This window comes from Ligilactobacillus pabuli (genome assembly GCF_022836475.1).
Classification (GTDB): Bacteria; Bacillota; Bacilli; order Lactobacillales; family Lactobacillaceae; genus Ligilactobacillus; species Ligilactobacillus pabuli.
This window is the reverse complement of the sequence record NZ_BQXH01000010.1, coordinates 45,163-62,755: the sequence shown is the minus strand read 5'-3', so window position 1 is coordinate 62,755 and position 17,593 is coordinate 45,163. Positions and strand designations below refer to the sequence as shown.

Below are 17,593 nucleotides of genomic sequence, written 5' to 3'. Positions count from 1 at the left end.
ATAGCTATGATAGTTTTTGTTACTAACAACAAGCGTACATATTTCACGCAGGAAAGGATCAATTTCTTTTGGATATTATTAAATCAATCATTCTTGGCATCGTTGAAGGAATTACAGAATTTCTGCCGATCAGTTCAACGGGCCATTTGGTTTTGGTGGATGAATTCATCAAAATGCAACAACCCAAGGAATTCACGGATATGTTTAACGTCGTGATCCAGTTGGGTGCCATCTTGGCAGTGGTCGTTTTGTACTTCCACAAACTAAACCCCCTCTCTCCAAAAAAGACGAGCCGGGAAAAGAAAAACACCTGGAGCCTGTGGTTTAAAGTGATCGTCGCTATTTTGCCTTCCGCAATTATCGGCTTGCCGTTAAACGACTGGATGGACGAACATTTGATGAACTGGGCGGTTGTTTCAGCCACACTGATCATCTATGGGATCTTATTTATCTTAGTGGAAAACCACAACAAGAAAAATCACACTGACTTGCATGCCAGATACTCTAACCTAGATACCCTGCCTTACAGCATCGCCCTATTTATCGGGATGTTCCAGGTCTTATCTTTGATTCCTGGGACTTCACGTTCAGGTGCAACGATTTTAGGAGCCATCTTGATTGGTGCTTCCCGCTATGTTGGGACTGAATTTTCATTCTTCTTGGCAATTCCAACCATGTTTGGGGCTTCCTTACTAAAGATCGTGAAGTTCTTTAGTCATGGCAGCACGATGGGCGGCGAACAAGGCTTGATCTTGTTAGTCGGTATGGTCGTTTCCTTCGTAGTGGCTTACTTGTCAATTCGTTTCTTAATGAATTACATTAAAAACAACGACTTCAAGGCCTTTGGCTGGTATCGGATCGTTTTAGGTGTGTTAGTGATTGGTGTTAACCTCCTAATTTTTTAAGAAGCAAAATTAAAAGGACTTGCCTTCAAATGTGGGCAAGTCCTTTTTGACGTTAATTGATATCAATCCCTTGGCTGCGACTGTTGTTCAAACTTCAACAGGGCTTCTTTTCGCCACAGGCCGCCGGCATATCCAGTTAGTGCACCATCGCTGCCAACGACCCGATGACAGGGGATAAACAAGCTGAGCGGGTTATGTCCCACTGCTCCGGCAACCGCTCGCGCATAGCGGTTCGCATTCGCTTGACCAACTACCTGCGCCGCTAACTCTCGGTAAGAAATCGTCTGGCCTTCTCCTACTGCCTGCAACGCCTGTAAAACGCGCTGACGAAACTCAGTGACGTGTGCTGTCAAACTCACAGTGTCGGTGTCTGGGTGTTTTCCCGCAAAATACTGGTCCAACCATTCCACCGCTGCTTGCAAAATCGGGTCCGAAACTTCCTGGGACGGCTGGTCCTTGATTCCCGCCGCATAATACTGCTGGTCTTCAAACCAGCACCCGACCAGTCCCTCCTGGTCACTGGCCAACAATAACATTCCCAGTGGCGAGTGATACTTTTGCAAATGGATCATCGCGCCCTCCTATTTGTCTTGCAAATACAAGCGATTCAATTTTTCCAAATCACGGTCCGACAGCTTCATCTTGTCTTGCAGGTAATTTTCCACCGAACCCGAAATCGCATTGGCCGTATGGTAGAGGACGTCAAAGTTTTCGCTGGCAACTGCCAAATTAGAGTTTAAAGCATTCGCCAAACTGTCCTGATCATCATCGGTCAAGATCCCGTCGATCATGTCCACCGATGCATTGGAATAGTACAGGTTCGTCAACAAATAATCCTTTAAAATCGCGTCTGGTTTCACCTGCAGGGCATTTAAGATCAAAAAGCCGCCGACTCCTGTCCGGTCTTTTCCCGCGGCACAGTGAAACACTAGACTTTCATCTACCTGGTCATTTTGTAAGAGTAACTGGAACAAGTTCCGAAAAACGTGCTGGGCATGCGGATCCGCCAACATCTGAGCGTAGGACTCATCCACAAAGGATAAGTCTTGACTGTGCAACTTCATCGAACCCGCCACACCTAAGTTTTGGAATAATGAGGATGCGAATGGATAGACTGACAAATTGTAGTATTGCGCACCAGCGGGAACTTTATCAGGAAAATAGCCTGACTCCGATTCTGACCGCAAATCGACAATATATTTCAAACCATAGTCTTGCAAATAATTAACATCCTGGTCCGTCAGCTCGCCTAAATTTCCACTTCGAAGCAGCTTACGCCACCGGGTCAGCTGACCAGTTTTAGTTGGATACCCACCCATTTCACGAAAATTAACCCCAAATTTCACTGCTAGCATTCTTTTATTTTCCAATTCAAGTCACCCTTTCAGTCGGCCTGCTCTCTAAACATTGGTCATAGTTAAAAAAAAGACGGGCAGCTGCTATGCTCCCGTCTTTTATTTGCGCATTAACTGTCACTCACTAAACTACTCTGTCGGAGTTTCCGAACTTTCGTCAGTTTCTGTCTCAGTTTTTTCTGGCAATTTCTCAACGGTCATCCACTCAATATAGTTACGGTTAAACTCAGTTACTTTAATGTTTAACTGGCCGATTTGAAACTCACTGCCCAGCGTGATCTTATAATTTTCCAAGAGATAACCCGCCACCGTCACCGATTCGGACTCCTGGAAATATTTATCTTTAAAATCAAAATAACGTTCAAAGTCATACAGTGTCGTCTTCCCTGAAACACTGTAGGTGCCATCGTTATTTTCAATAATATCATCAGCTGACACATCGTCGGCCTCATCTTTAACGGTACCAAATAGTTCTTCGTAAATATCACGGTCAGTCACGATCCCACTGGTCCCGCCATATTCATCCAAAATCACGACCATCGGCACATGTTTTTGAATCATTTGTTTTAACAAATTCTGAATTGGTGTTACTTCCGGTGCAGTACTTAAGGTCCGCATTAACTTCGCGACCCGGACTGACCCGTCGATCCGTGCTTGCCGCACTAAATCGTAAATATAAACATAGCCTAAGATCTTATCCTTATCGTTATTCGCAACGACTGGGAAACGGCTAAATTTCTCCTGCAAATATAAGCTGCTGACTTCATCGACAGTTTGTGTCACATCGACCACAGTCAAACTAGTCCGGTCGACCATGATATCCTTGGCGACTTTATCATTAAATTCAAAGGCCCGTTCCATATAAAGATAATCATTTCGGTCGATCGATCCGCCTGTCACGGCGTTTTTCGAAATATTCAAGATTTCATTTTGCGACAAGACATCTTCGTCTTCACCAGCAGGCTTCAATCCAATCAACCGGACCAAACCAGTAGCGGAAATGTTTAACAACCACACAAACGGATAAAAGGCGATATGGAAATAATGCAACGGAGTGACGATAAACATCATCATATTCATTGGCATATCGATACTAATGTTCTTAGGCACGATTTCTGTGATAACCACTTCCAAGTAAGTCAACAAAACGACCCCTAAGATCGCACTGATGGATACTGCCGTCGCATGACTAACTGGCAAGACAGCAAATAAATCTGAGAAGAGCTTGGTTAATGAATCAGCCCCGATCCACCCTAAAATGATCCCTGTTAACGAAACCCCAACCTGGGTCGTTGACAGATACTCATTCATCTTATTGACCATTTGTAACGCCAATTTTAATTTCCGTTCATTACCAGATTTATTCTCGAGTGCGCTTTCGATCGCACTTTTCCGAATTGTAACAATGGCAAATTCAGACGCCACGAAAAACGCCGCAAAAAAGAATACAACTACAACGATGATCAAATTCGTGATCGCTTGACCACTAGACATTCAGTCATTCCTCATTTCTAAAGTTCATAAATTTTTCTATAATCTTATCATAGCACCTTTTGCTTAAATTATATAGGAACTTAACTGCTGAAGGCTCAACAAATTTTGTCCAGTCAAACAGACAGCCAACACGCTAGTTCTTCAGCTAGTATTTGTTGGCAGGTTAGTTTGAGCAGAGCTGCCTTGCAACTTAACTGACGTTTTGGGGTATAGGCGGGGGCGAATTTTGCAGTTATTGACCTTGTTTTGGTGGATCAGCATTTGAATTGGCAGTTGCAACCGTTGTTTGAGGGAAACAGCGGCCGTATTTGTGGTTACCGACGTCGTTTTAACGAAACAGCGGTCGCATTTGCGGTTGCGGACGTCGTTTTGACGAAACAGCGATCGCATTTCACTTTGCGGACGTCGTTTTGGCAAATTAACGTTCGTATCCCGCTTTACTAACGCCAGTTCCACCAAATTAGCTTTGATCCCCCGACATTGCAGCAAAATAAAAAGACTGCTGCTTTAACTGCAACAATCTTTTGATAGTCGAGTTACTCACCCCAGAAGATTCCGCCTAACCTGCTTTCAGTCACAATGCCTAATGCGCATTATGTCTGGAAGCTTGTTAGTGCTCACCTTCTAACCGGGGTGCTCCACTCTGTGTTCATAGTCGAGCTCCGTGAAACAGAAAGTTCCGCCCATCCAAACTCAGGGTCAATGCCGAAAACGCATTAACTCCTGGGTTCCGATGGTGCTCGCTTTCTCCCGTTTCACTCCACTCTGTGTTTTTAGTCGAGTTACTCACCCCAGAAGATTCCGCCTAACCTGCTTTCAGCCACAATGCCTAATACGCATTATGGCTGGAAGCCTGTTAGTGCTCACCTTCTAACCGGGGTGCTCCACTCTGTGTTTTTAGTCGAGCTCCGCAAAGCAGCTTCTTCCGCCTATCCAAGACCACCCTTCAATGCCAAAGCCACATTAAAGGCCGGTCTCCGATATGCTCAGAAGCTAACCGCTTTGCTCCGCTCTGTGTTTATTTGGCTGGTAAAACTCCGCCCTTATATTCTTTCTTGATCCAGTCTTGGGTGTCCTTTGATTGTAAAGCCTTCATTAATTTCTTAATTGCTGCTTTCTTAGTATCACCCTTGCGCACAGCCACAATATTTACATATGGAGAAGATTTCTTTTCCAAAGCTATACTGTCTTTTTGTGGATCTAAGCCAGCTTGAACAGCATAGTTAGCGTTGATCACTGTAGCTGCAGCTTCATTTGCTTCATAAAGTTTAGGCATTAACTTAGGTTCATAAGTATGCTTAAACTTCAGATGCTTCTTGTTGGTTGCAATATCATCAAAATTGGCAGTTTCCATGTTGACACCTTTTTTAACTGTGATCAAACCAGCGTCTTTAAAGATTTGTAAAACTCGGCCATAATCAGCCACACTACTTGAAACTAAGACAGTTGAATTGGCTGGTAAATCTTTCAAATTCTTATATTTCTGGGAGTAGACACCAATTGGTTCCAAATGAACTCCGCCAGCATTGACCAACGTTCCATTATTCTTTTTATTCCAGTTGTTTAAAAATGGTTTATGCTGGAAATAATTAGCGTCAAGTTCTTTGGAAGCTAACGCTTTGTTTGGCATTACATAATCATCAAAAACTTTGACCTTTAAATCAATGCCTTCTTTTTTCAACTGCGGCTTCACGTGTTCCAAAATCTTGGCATGTGGCGTTGAAGAAGCTCCCACTGTGATCGTGGTTGTTTTCTGAACTGCATTGTCACTGGACTTGGACCCACAGCCTACTAGTAATAAAGCACTGGCAGCGACGATTGCTGCTAAACTTCCTAAACGGTTCTTTTTCATAATATTCAACTCCTATTTTTTTGTTAAATTACTAAACTTAATTAACGTTTATCAACTTTCTTGGTAATAATATCTCCGACAAATTGGAAAACAAACACAATTGCAACGATCACGACCGTGGCAGCTAAGGTAATTGCATTGTTGTAAGATTGGAAACCGTCGGTATATGCCAACTGTCCCAAACCACCGGCACCAATTGCCCCCGCCATCGCGGTATAACCGATCAATGAAATTGCCGTCACCGTAATTCCTGAAATTAACGCTGGCAAACTTTCTGGAATCAAGACTTTCCAAATCACTTGCCAACTGCTAGCCCCCATCGCATAGGCGGCTTCGATCACGCCGCCATCAACATCATTCAGTGCAATTTGAACCAAACGTGCATAAAACGGTGCCGCTGAAACAACCAGCGATGGAATCGCAGCTTTCGCACCCGTAATCGCTCCAACCACAACTTGAGTTACTGGCAGCAACAAGACGATCAAGATAATGAAAGGAATTGACCGAAAGACGTTCACGAAAAAACTGACGATCCAGTTTAAAACTCGAACTGCAGGATTTTTACTTCCGTCAGTTTGATATAACAATAATCCCAATAAGATTCCTAAAACTGCCACAACCACAACGGATAAGACCGTCATCCATAATGTTTCCCAAGCAGCTGTCCAAACATTGGGCCAGTTAACGTTACTAAATTTAAAATATGAAGCTAATCCTTGATTACCCATTATTGATCACCTTCGTTTCTACTCGCATTTTGTTCAAGAAGTTCAAAGCTTCCTCAATTTCATGTGCATCCCCTAATAGTTGAACAAATAGCGTTCCAATCGCACCCTGCTGGTCACCAATTTGATGGATCGAACCTTCCAAAATACTCATCGTCAAATTTGGAAACTCCCGGATCATCTCTGTAACGATCGGTAATTTAACCTGGTCACCGTGAAATTTCAGAGAAATGATCTTGCCATTTGGATACTTTTTGATTAGGTCTGCCGTAATCTTTTGAATGTCCGGTGTTTGACTTTGATCAACTTCGGAATTAACAAAGCGTTTTGTCAGCTCTTCTTGTGGAGCAGTGAAGACTTGCGATACAGGTCCTTTTTCGATTAGCTTGCCGTCTTCCATTACAGCCACTGAGTTGGCCAAACGACGGATCACGTGCATTTCATGGGTGATGATCACAATTGTCAAATTCATCTGTTGATTAATTTTGTCTAATAATTCTAAGACTTCATCGGTCGTTTGCGGATCTAGCGCACTCGTCGCTTCATCTGAAATTAAGATATCAGGATCATTCGCCAAGGCCCGGGCGATCCCGACCCGTTGCTTTTGCCCACCAGATAACTGTGCGGGATAGGAGTGTAATCTGTCACCCAAACCAACTAATTCCGCTAATTTTTGAGCTTTTTCAAGGCGTTCCTTTTTTGATAACTTGCTTAATTCCAGCGGGAACATAATATTCTCTATCACTGTTCGTGACCATAACAAGTTAAAATGTTGGAAGATCATCCCAATTTTTTTCCGTTGGGTCCGTAACTTCTCACCGCTTAATTGGTCGATGCGGGTGCCGTCGATCAAAACTTCCCCTGACGTTGGTGTTTCCAAGCCATTCAGCATCCGGACTAACGTACTCTTCCCAGCTCCGGAAAAACCAACAATGCCGTATACTTCGCCGCTATTGATCTTCAAACTAACGTCTTGAACGGCTTTGACTTCTCCTTCCTTAGTTTGGAAGGTTTTCGAAATATTTTTAAATTCAATCATTGACCTATCCTGCTTTCTTATGTAAATTCTGTGATCCTATCTGGTTTACTTTACCTTGTGCATTTTAGTCGAGCTTCTCCAGTCAGGACTTTCCGCCTAGCCCAGACCAGCCTTCAATGCCGAAACCACATTAAAGGCCAGTCTCTGCTAGTGCTCGAGTCCTCCCGACTGGCTCCGCTCTGTGTATAAAAAAACACGGGCCTCATCCTTTCTTACAAAGGACGAAAACCCGTGGTACCACCTTAATTGCTATTATCTTCAATAACAGCCTCTTAGTCTCTAACAAGACCGTGATGATATCGCAATCGGCGGAATATTAGCTTGCACTAGTATTCAACTATAGAGTTCATCTTCATTTTTCCGTTCCATCCTTCTTTACAGCTGCCGAAGGTCTCTTAAAATGTACTTAGAAAAACTACTCTTCTCTTCAACGTTTTTTCATATTCTTAATGTCTTTGATATTAAGCGTTAAAATGAGCTTTGTCAACATTTTTTTGTAAACTTCCCACCCAAACGCCATTAAAAAAAGCTGAATAACCAGATGAAATCCGCATCATTCAGCCTAACTAACTTATTTCAGATCAGCTTGAGCAACAACATCTTTCGCTGCCACCTGACCTGTTTTTGTCAAACTAAAGTCTGTGACCGCATCCATGTTCGTGATTGCAATAATTGTTTCAGTTGCCTTGCCTGCAGCCGTAACTGCGTCCCAATCAACTTTAACTAACAACTCGCCAGCCCTGACTGTTTGCCCGGTACTAACTTGCATTTCAAATGGAGCACCTTGTAAGTCCACGGTATCAATGCCTAAGTGGACTAAAACTTCTAGTCCCCCAGTTGTCGTGATTCCCAATGCGTGTTTGGTTGGAAAGACTGTGTTGATCGTTCCTGCAACTGGAGCATAAATTTCATTACTGGTTGGTGTCAGCAAATAACCGTCACCCATCGTCTTTTTAGCAAACACTTCATCAGATGAAGCAGTAATTGGTTGGATCTTTCCGTCAGCAACTGCTTGGAAGTTTTCTTCTGTCACATCTTCGTGGGCAGCCGGCATAACTGGTTCATCGACCACGCCATTTTTTTCAGCAGTAATTGCTGCTTTTTCTAAGGCTAATTTATCCTTTGGAATTCCAAAGAAGTAAGTGGCAATAAAACCACCAATGTAGGCCGCAATCAAACCAAGGACATAACCGATCCAATTATTATGACCAGCGATCAATGGAATTAATGGCAAACCGGATGGTCCGATCGCAATCGCACCGATGTGACCGATCGCACCAATCACGGCCCCGCCGATCCCGCCGCCAATACATGCGGTAATGAATGGGCGGCCTAATGGTAAGGTCACTGCGTAGATCAGCGGTTCACCAATCCCTAAGATTCCAACTGGTAATGAACCTTTGATCATATCAACTAATTTCCGATCATGACGTAAGCGCAGCATTAATGCAAAGGCTGCCCCAACTTGACCGCCGCCTGCCATCGCCAAAATTGGCAAGAGCGGTGTACTACCTGTTTGGCTGATCATTTGCACATGGATCGGCGTTAAGATCTGGTGCAACCCTAACATTACCATTGGCAAGAATAACGCACCAAGGACAAAGCCAGAGAAAGCTCCGCCGACGTTTAAGACCCAGTTGATCCCACCAACTAAGCCATTAGAAACAAAGCCCGCTAGCGGCATCAAGACGAAGATTTCTGCCAAACCGATCAGCAACAAACTCACCATCGGCGTGATAATAATATCAATTGAATTGGGGATCCATTGGTGTAATTTCTTTTCAACGACTGATAATAACCAGACTGCTAAAATAACACCGATAATTCCACCCTGGTTAGCGGCTAAGGCACTACCGTTAAAGAGGTTCTTAATTGGTGCTTCTGGGTCCATCCCCGTTAATAAGATCACCGCTCCAGTGACCCCACCTAAAGTAGGTGTGGCACCCCACACACGAGCAGCGTTGATCCCGGTATAAATTGGCAGGTAGGTAAACATCCCGTTTTTAATAATATTCAACACAAGTGCAACTTGCGCCCAACCTTCACCCGTTAAAGTCTTAGAAGTGATCAAATTAGAAATAATAGCTGCGATCCCTGCAATTAACCCTGAACCGACAAAGGCGGGGATCATTGGTACGAAGATATTCGCAATATCTTTTAGAACAGACTTAAACGGTGACTTCTTTTGTTTTCCTTTAGTTTCAGCCTTGACTTCAGCTGCGCGTTCCGCTGCTTGTTCCCGATTACTGCTGGATTTTTCACCAGATTGCTGACCGGAATAGGCTTCCATCGCTGCTTCCACCTTATTGACTTTCCCCGGTCCCACAACAACTTGCAGCTGTTCGTCGTTCACAACACCCAAAACTCCAGGAATTTCCTTGAGCTGGTTTTCTTCGATCTTGTCATGGTCGACAATTTCCAACCGGATCCGGGTCATACAATTTTCAAATGATTCCACGTTATCCAAGCCGCCAGAATAACGATAAATTTTTTCAGCGACTTCTTTGGCATTAAACTCTTCAGCCATTGGTTAACATCTCCTTTTCTTTAAGCGTCTTCCAAACTTTTCTTCACAAATCCATTTGCCCGTTCGAGCCGCTCATCTGCTTGTTTGGCAGTCAAGCCTGTCTTTGCCATCACAATGGCCGTTTTGACCCGCATATCTGCCGCAGTGAGATCACGTTCAGCAACTTCATAACTGACACCTGTTGCCTCCATCACGATCCGCTTCGCCCGCTCAACCAGTTTTTCATTGGTGGCCTTCACGTCGACCATCAAATTGTTGTAAACCTTGCCGACCCCGACCATCGCTAAGGTTGATAGCATGTTCAAGATCAACTTCTGAGCAGTTCCCGCTTTCAACCGTGTGGAACCCGTCAAAACTTCCGGTCCGCAATCAACTTCGATCGCTGTTTGTGCCTCAGCCGAAATCTTAGACTGCAAGTTGCATGACACCGAAACGGTTGTCGCACCCACTTGATTGGCGTACTGTAGGCCGCCGATCACATAAGGCGTACGCCCACTAGCTGCAATTCCCACGACTGTGTCTTTAGCGGTCAAGTTCAGAGCTTGTAGATCCTCTTTCCCTAAAGTTAACGAATCCTCGGCTCCTTCAACTGCGACCGTCATTGCTTGAGGTCCTCCAGCAATTAGACCAACGACCACATCAGGCGACACTCCAAAGGTTGGCACACATTCAGCTGCATCTAAAACACCCAGCCGTCCGCTCGTCCCGGCACCCATGTAGATCAACCTACCCGACTCTTTCAAGGAAGTCGTGATTTGTTGAACTGCTTGAGTGATCGCTGGTAAAGCCTCTGCCACACTGCTGGCAACCTTTTGATCTTCTTGGTTCATCAGTTGTGCTGCAGTTTGAACAGACAACTCATCCAAGTTCATCGTTGCCTCATTGCGCCTTTCGGTGGTTAACTGACTTAAATCAACTTTCATTGGCTGACTCCTTTCTTAATTCAACTAGTCTCCATGATGAATTTTACCATTTGTAACCGCATTCTTCAAAATATATTTACTTTTTTTAATTAAAATTATTTGATAAGCGAAATAAAGTTTCTCAAAAAGCCGTCAAAATGAAACAAGTAACTTAATTTGCTCTGTATTCTTAGTCGAGCTACTCAAAGCAACTCCTTCCGCTTATCCCAACCCGGCCTTCAATGCCGAAACCACATTAAAGGTCGGGTTACGATGATGCTCGGGAGCTAAACGGTTGGCACAGACTGCTGCAAATTATTGATTTAAATTTTGATTGATCCGTTCGATCAGTTGCCGTGACCCACGTAACTGGGGCTGGACTTCTTGATAATATTTAGCCACATACCTAAATAATAAGACATCCGCCACAAAAAACTCTGTCACCAGCGAAGTCGATGCTCCCGGCCGAATAGTTGATTCACCCAAATTTTGACTAGCTAAAACATAGTCAGCCAATTGGGCTCCCCTAGATGAAACGTCGGCTGTCATCAACACTGTCACTAGTCCTTTTTCTTGCGCAAATTGTAATAGCTGCACAACTTCCGCCGTTGTCCCACTAGTTGAAACCACCAACAAAACATCCTTGGAAGAAGCCGTTGCTAAAGACGTGGCAGCTAAGTGAATATCATTGTTTACTGTCGCTAAAATTCCTAACCGGCTGAACTTTTGATAAATATCTTGCACGACCAGCGATGACGAAACTAGCCCAAATAACTGGACTTGTGACGCACTATGAATTGCAGTCACAATTTTTTCAATGACCTGGTTATCGAGATGATTGGCCGTAACTTTCAGCGCATTTTCGAAGTGCAGCTGCAGTTTTGCACTAATTTGTGCCGCACTTTCTCCCGGGGCAATTTCAGTATATTCTTGTCCCTTAGTTTCTTGCACAGCGGCGGAAAGATGCAGCTTTAAATCTGAATAACCGTTTAATTCCAACCGGCGACAAAAACGCACGACCGTCGCTGCACTAATTTGACAACGTTCTGCCAAGCTTTGAACTGACAGCTGCATGACTTCAGTGGGATGGTCCAAGATATAATCGCACAACACCCGCTCTTTTTTACTGCTCTTATTTCTGATATTTTGCAGCAAGACCAAAATGTTTTCCATCAATTTTCCCTCGATTATTTCTCTGGCTCATCCTCAGCTTCTGCGGCAGCTAAATTATCAGTCAGCATTTGCAATAATTCTTCCACTCGATTAGTGATTTGCTGTTCTTTGTCAGCTTGATTTTCCTGGAGTTCAGTTACGGTCCCAATGGAATCGATCCGCAAGCCCGAGGCATTTAAATCGGGGTGTTTAACGATCAAGTTTACCATTAAATCTACTGAATTTTCGGGCTCCATAAAGAAGTTGTCGACCTGTTTAATATTTTCAAACGGTAAGTTCACGATGCCGCTTTCCAAACTAATAATAATCGGCTCTTCAGTGGTTGTTTGTAATAATAAGCGGCTTTGTGCCAGTTTGTCAGCAGCAACAGTTGCTAAGAAATTGGCGACCAATTGTGTGACTAGTTCACTAGCTTTGGACTTAAAGTCAGCCTCGTTAGCTTCGACCTGTTTAATTTCGTAATCTTCATTCGTTATTTTTTCAATAAAATCATTGACGATAATTTCTGTCATTTTTTCCACATCCTCAAAAGAAATTCTAGCAAGTATTGTACTTGTATCTAGTAGCAAAAGTAAAGGCTAACTATTTTTCCGGACCACCAGCGAAAAGGTCAGCGGCAGCTGCGGGTACCCTTTTGGCATCGTCCATTCATCCAAACTTTCATTATATGTCAGCATCGGTAAGGCCTGCCAGTCGGTCTCTTGGTGCTCCCCAAGTGCCTCAACTGTTAAGCCAGCGCCCACTAAAACTGAGATGATTTCTTGAAAGTCATGCGCCCAATTATGGTTACGCTGGTGTTTCACTTTAGCGGTTGAAGTACTAGCGGCCTGGTCGCTGACGGCATAAGAACTGTCCGTTTCATAAAACGATTCCGTCCCGCTGAAATAATTTTCCGTGACCGTTAAGCCGGCATTATCCAGGGCAAACAAGAACGGATGATTGTCCCTGATCATAAAAATTCCGTTGGGTACTAAAAGTTTTGCGATCGATTCTGCCCAATCCTGCAGGTCCGGCAACCACGTAATGGTCCCCGCACTAGTCACGATCACATCAAATTGCCCTTGCTGCTCAGGTAAAGCCGCCGCAGCATAACGTGCATCCGCCTGGACATAGTTGATCTCGACTCCTGCTTGTTTGGCCAAGTCACGGGCATATGTCAACGACTGCGGTGAAAAATCCAGCCCCACCACTGATTGAGCTCCTAAACGAGCCCAGCATAACGTATCCGTACCAATATGACATTGCAGGTGCAGCAAGCGTTGACCCGCTACAGACTGCTCGGGTAAAAACGGCTGAAGAACAGCCAGGTCACGCCGAACTGTGCCCGTAATTTCGTGCGGGTCGTTAATTAATTTAGTCAAATCGCCATAACCGCCATGCGCATGAACGTCGGCACGGTCGTTCCAATTTTCTAAGTTGTCGTGCACTGCCTCAGTCTTATGATCCACTGCTTTGTCCTCGTTTTCCTAAATTTGATTCAACAAACTGAATCGTCTCATTTATTCTAACACTAATGAATAGTCTTCTGCCAAATTCAAATTCATTGAGTGGCTAGCTTCCAATGGTTTGGTCCCTTCTTTTGCGATTTTTTAGGGCCAAACACATTCAGTCTGGCCCCTCTTTTCTCATTCTTAGGGCCAAACACATTCAGTCTGGCCCTTCTTTTACCATTCTTAGGGCCAAACACATTCAGTCTGGCCCTTCTTTTGCCATTCTTAGGGCCAAACACATTCAGTCTGGCCCTTCTTTTGCGATTTTTTAGGGCCAAACACATTCAGTCTGGCCCTTCTTTTGCCATTCTTAGGGCCAAACTCACAACATGTCGCTTTAATTGGTATTAAAAAGGCTGGCTATCCTGCAATCAGGACAGTCAGCCTCCGAAATTACTAATCGAGCTACTTGAAACAGAAAGCTCTGCCTATCCAAACTCAGGGTCAATGCCTAAACCGCATTAACTCCTGAGTTCCGCTGGTGCTCACTTTCTACCCGTTTCACTCCGCTCTGTTTTTATAAATTAGCATCCATATCAAAGGTCAGTTTGGATAATGTCAGCCCTTGTTTGATAAAGTTGCCGATCTCAGTCATGGTCCGGTCACGCATGTCAGCGACCATCTCATGGTTTCTCGTCGTCAAATAATCCACTAATTCTTGACCGCTTAACTTCGCAGCGTGCTGATCTGTTTCTTCGACCAAACGATGCTGAACTTCCTTAGCTTCCGTCAAATAATCGCGGTTAGCCTGGATGAAGTTGGAGTAATGCGATTCAGTCAGCATCGACAATGTCCGGTACATCCAGTAAGCATCCTTTAAATTGTAGTCTTGCGACGTTTCGCTCCATGATGAATCAGTGTCGTTAGCATTGCTGTAAAATGGCACGTATGGTGTAAATGAAGGAACACCGAAACAGATCCACATTAAAGCAGCTTGTGCTTTAGGGACATCATTTCTAATTTGCAAAACATGTGAGTTTTGTGTCCGGTTCAAGGAAATTGGCCGGAATTTCTTCTTGTCTGCTTCGGAGCCGTGACCCAACGGATCGTAAGGAGTCTCATTATAATGTGAGCTCAAGACGTCTTCTAAATCTTCGACTGCCAACAACCGGTTAGCATGGCAAATGAATGGCAAGTTGCTGCTTTGCGGATCTTGCTCGATTTCTGGGTTGAAGCAGCGTTGACCATACCACACGCGCGGTGTGTTGTAGTGGCGGTCTTTTTCGTTATCTGTCCCAAAGATTCGGCGGAAATTAAAGCCTTCCTTAGCAGGATTCAAATGATGTTCTGCCACGAATTCTTGCAGGCCATCGGACCACTGATAATTGTCTGGGTCATCAAAATCAATGAAATCCTGGGCAACTTGGTTCGCAGCGATCGCATAGGCATCGTCTGGGATCCGAGTAGCGGCCCAGTGGTGACCCGTTACGATTTCCATATACCAAACTTCATCTGCGTCTGATAACAAGATCCCGTTTCCTTCTGGTGAACCATATTCTTTGATCAGGTCACCTAAATATTTGACTCCGCCACGGGCAGAATCAATATAAGGAGCAACCATCGTTTGTAAGGAGTCTTCGGCTAAACCGTCTTTGACCCATGGATCATAAGCTAATGCCCGTTCATTGCCGTAAACAGATTCTGTTGATGACATAGCGACATTTTTCTCGTTGATCGAGGTTTCATTAAAAACGCCCCACTTGTCGACTTCCACGTTTGGAGTGAAGGTCGTTTTGTAGCCGGACTCTGGCAATGGTGCCTTGAAACCATTCATGTTTGATGCCAATGTTTCATGCCGACCAGATACAGCTGGCTGCATCACAAAACGTTGGGGTGTCAGTGGCAAGAAAGTATCATCATTTCGGGCAATCATAGTTGAGCCGTCAATGCTGGCTTTCTTTCCCACTAAAATCGTAGTACATGCGCTTTCGTTCATTTAAATCAGTCCTTTATCCAAATTGTTTTCCGCTTCCATTTTAGCATTTTCTGCAAATGAAGGTGCCAAAGACGGCTAATTCTCATAATTTCCCCATTCTAAACTCACTTAACCAAAAAGTTGCCCCCAGTCACACTTCAACTGGGGGCAACTTTCTTTGACTTATACCCAGTCACGCTCCAACTGGGGGGAACTTCCTCTAACTTACACCCAGTCACGCTCCAACTGGGGGGAACTTCCTCTAACTTACACCCAGTCACGCTCCAACTGGGGGAACTTCCTCTAACTTACACCCAGTTGTACCTTCTCTAACTGAATGTTGATTCTAGAATTTATTTGCGCGCTTGATAATCATCTAAAAATTGGAACTGGTCGTGATCTTCAAATAACTGACCCACTTGTAACAAGAGTTGGTCTTGGCCCTTAGCGGCTTCAAATTGAATCCCCAATGGTAGACCTTTTTTGGAGACATAAGTTGGCAAACTAATAGCTGGTTCACCCGAAACGTTGGCTAACTGAGTAAATGGTGTTTTAGCCAAACCATGCAGCCAAGCATCATAGATCAACTGAATTTGCTTTTTGTGCCCCAATTTGGAGATCTTGTGCAACTTTTTAGTGTACTTCGGCAAATAAGCCGGATCACTATTTTTAGCCGCAGTCTTCGCTGTTGTCGGTGTCAAATAAAGCGGATATTTGTGATGAAATTCCGTCATTTGCTGGTCAACTAACTTATTTTCGGCTGCGACTTCTTTAGGCATTGTCTTTGGTTGTTTCTTATCTGCCTGATACAACGCCCACGTCATTGGAGAAACATCTTTATATTTCATGTTATGTCCAGTCTTGGCCTTGATCAACTCATTGGCACTCGTACCAGTTGGAGTTGATTCTGTATAATAAGTCTTCATCAATTTTTCACCATCGACTGGGGCATCTTTTTTAACAACTGTATAGCCCTGCGCCCGCAAAAATTTAACTGCTTGCTTAACTGCTTTGACAGCGTCCTTGCTAACTTTTGTGCCCACTGGCGACTTGGTTGAGTACGCAATCGGGTACTTCTTGAGGTCCGTCATGGGCTCTTTCACTAGTTTTTCTTGGTTATCCTGATTGATCATGCCTGTGAAATATTGTTTGAGGTCAGCAATATTTTTAGAGTTGGCAAAGTTGACCGATGAAGGCACTGTGTCGTCACCGACGATCACGCCTTGCGTGGGTTTCAATCCAATTACACCAGACCATGACGCTGGAATGCGCAGCGAGCCGCCTGCATCGTTACCCGTTGTAAGCGGGACGATACTTTTGGCCAAACTAGCCACACCACCGCCGGATGAACCGCCAGTATTATATTTCAAATTCCATGGATTATGCGCATCACCATATAGTTTGGACTTCGTCACGTTCGTCAAACCTAATTCCGGATAGTTAGTTTGTCCAATGATCACGAAGCCGAGGGACTGCACCCGTTTGACGTAATCCGATGTGTTTTCTGCGGTCCTGCCTTTCAACGGCTTCAACCCATTGGTGCTGGATTCACCTTTCAAAGGCTGGCCCAAACCCTTGATCAAAATCGGCACACCATAAAATGGCTGCCCGTTATCCTTCAACCCGTCTGCTTCTTTAAGTGCCTGCTTCTCGCGCAAACTGATCACCGCGTTTAAGTCAGGATTGTCCCGTTTGACTAAAGCGGTGGCATGCTTGATCAACTGCTGGCTGGTCACTTTGCCATCGCGGATCATTTGTGCCAGCTCACTAGCTGAAGCATTTCGATACTGCTCATCACTGATGGGCAGGTCGTTGATTGTTTTGGCTGGCACTGCCTTGGCCTCCACCCGACTATGCGCTTTATTCAGGCCACAAGCGCCGCCAAAAACCAGCGCGGCTGATAAAGCAACTAAAGCCAGCTGGTATGTACGTTTACCATGGAAATTATGCATGAAAAATTCCTCCCGTAAATCAATTTGGTTCTATTTAAGTGTAAGCGTATTCACTAACTTAGTCAATTATTTTCAAACTTGCTTTCAAACTTCTGGATCGTAATACATAATTAATGTTTTAGCCCGCTTTTTACCTACCTACGGGGACGCTACTCAGGCCCCTTCCGGACTTCTCCAGCTGTACCTCACCTCGTTGCTGATCGCAGCCGGCTGTACACAAAAAGGTGCAAAATTCTGGTTTTCCCAAAATTTTGCACCTTTTTA

General features: G+C 44.4%; 14 protein-coding genes and 1 other annotated feature. Of the genes, 1 reads left to right on the top strand and 13 read right to left on the bottom strand.

Annotated features, from left to right (window positions below; all coding sequences use genetic code 11):
* The first annotated feature begins 68 nt into the window (after positions 1 to 68).
* Positions 69 to 905, top strand: a complete 837-nt coding sequence (locus LPAF129_RS06305) for an undecaprenyl-diphosphate phosphatase (RefSeq protein ID WP_244055312.1) — start codon at positions 69 to 71, stop codon at positions 903 to 905.
* Positions 906 to 967: 62 nt separating this feature from the next.
* Here LPAF129_RS06305 and LPAF129_RS06300 read toward each other — a convergent pair whose 3' ends face one another.
* From LPAF129_RS06300 to LPAF129_RS06240, 13 genes are all read right to left on the bottom strand, one after another.
* On the bottom strand, positions 968 to 1,477 hold the full coding sequence (locus tag LPAF129_RS06300; protein ID WP_244055311.1) for a methylated-DNA--[protein]-cysteine S-methyltransferase: 510 nt from the start codon (positions 1,475 to 1,477) through the stop codon (positions 968 to 970).
* Positions 1,478 to 1,486: 9 nt separating this feature from the next.
* Positions 1,487 to 2,275 (bottom strand): tyrosine-protein phosphatase, encoded by a 789-nt coding sequence (locus tag LPAF129_RS06295; protein ID WP_244055310.1) that lies wholly within the window; start codon positions 2,273 to 2,275, stop codon positions 1,487 to 1,489.
* Between the two features lie 114 nt (positions 2,276 to 2,389).
* Positions 2,390 to 3,754, bottom strand: a complete 1,365-nt coding sequence (locus LPAF129_RS06290) for a hemolysin family protein (RefSeq protein WP_244055309.1) — start codon at positions 3,752 to 3,754, stop codon at positions 2,390 to 2,392.
* Between the two features lie 1,018 nt (positions 3,755 to 4,772).
* Positions 4,773 to 5,606, bottom strand: coding sequence for a MetQ/NlpA family ABC transporter substrate-binding protein (locus LPAF129_RS06285; protein WP_244055308.1), 834 nt, complete (start codon positions 5,604 to 5,606; stop codon positions 4,773 to 4,775).
* 41 nt (positions 5,607 to 5,647) lie between these two features.
* Complete coding sequence (locus tag LPAF129_RS06280; protein ID WP_244055307.1) at positions 5,648 to 6,334, bottom strand: methionine ABC transporter permease; 687 nt, start codon at positions 6,332 to 6,334, stop codon at positions 5,648 to 5,650.
* Complete coding sequence (locus tag LPAF129_RS06275; protein ID WP_244055306.1) at positions 6,327 to 7,370, bottom strand: methionine ABC transporter ATP-binding protein; 1,044 nt, start codon at positions 7,368 to 7,370, stop codon at positions 6,327 to 6,329. Before LPAF129_RS06275 ends, LPAF129_RS06280 begins: the two co-directional genes overlap by 8 nt.
* 214 nt (positions 7,371 to 7,584) lie before the next feature.
* Positions 7,585 to 7,810 (bottom strand) — a binding site (T-box leader).
* Between the two features lie 131 nt (positions 7,811 to 7,941).
* Complete coding sequence (locus tag LPAF129_RS06270; protein ID WP_244055305.1) at positions 7,942 to 9,897, bottom strand: glucose PTS transporter subunit IIA; 1,956 nt, start codon at positions 9,895 to 9,897, stop codon at positions 7,942 to 7,944.
* A gap of 20 nt (positions 9,898 to 9,917) precedes the next feature.
* The gene (gene murQ, locus LPAF129_RS06265; protein WP_244055304.1) at positions 9,918 to 10,820 is read right to left on the bottom strand and encodes an N-acetylmuramic acid 6-phosphate etherase; all 903 of its coding nucleotides are present in this window, start codon (positions 10,818 to 10,820) and stop codon (positions 9,918 to 9,920) included.
* 294 nt (positions 10,821 to 11,114) lie between these two features.
* Positions 11,115 to 11,972 carry a MurR/RpiR family transcriptional regulator gene (locus LPAF129_RS06260; protein WP_244055303.1) on the bottom strand — a complete coding sequence of 286 codons (858 nt, stop codon included), beginning with the start codon at positions 11,970 to 11,972 and terminating at the stop codon, positions 11,115 to 11,117.
* A 14-nt stretch (positions 11,973 to 11,986) separates the two neighbouring features.
* Positions 11,987 to 12,484 carry a hypothetical protein gene (locus tag LPAF129_RS06255; RefSeq protein ID WP_244055302.1) on the bottom strand — a complete coding sequence of 166 codons (498 nt, stop codon included), beginning with the start codon at positions 12,482 to 12,484 and terminating at the stop codon, positions 11,987 to 11,989.
* 66 nt (positions 12,485 to 12,550) lie between these two features.
* Entirely contained in the window at positions 12,551 to 13,420 is an 870-nt protein-coding gene (locus LPAF129_RS06250; RefSeq protein WP_244055301.1) for a class I SAM-dependent methyltransferase, read from the bottom strand.
* A 559-nt stretch (positions 13,421 to 13,979) separates the two neighbouring features.
* Positions 13,980 to 15,398: a C69 family dipeptidase gene (locus LPAF129_RS06245; protein WP_244055300.1), complete on the bottom strand. Its 1,419-nt coding sequence runs from the start codon at positions 15,396 to 15,398 to the stop codon at positions 13,980 to 13,982.
* Between the two features lie 332 nt (positions 15,399 to 15,730).
* Entirely contained in the window at positions 15,731 to 17,329 is a 1,599-nt protein-coding gene (locus LPAF129_RS06240) for an amidase family protein (protein WP_244055299.1), read from the bottom strand.
* Positions 17,330 to 17,593: the final 264 nt, after the last annotated feature.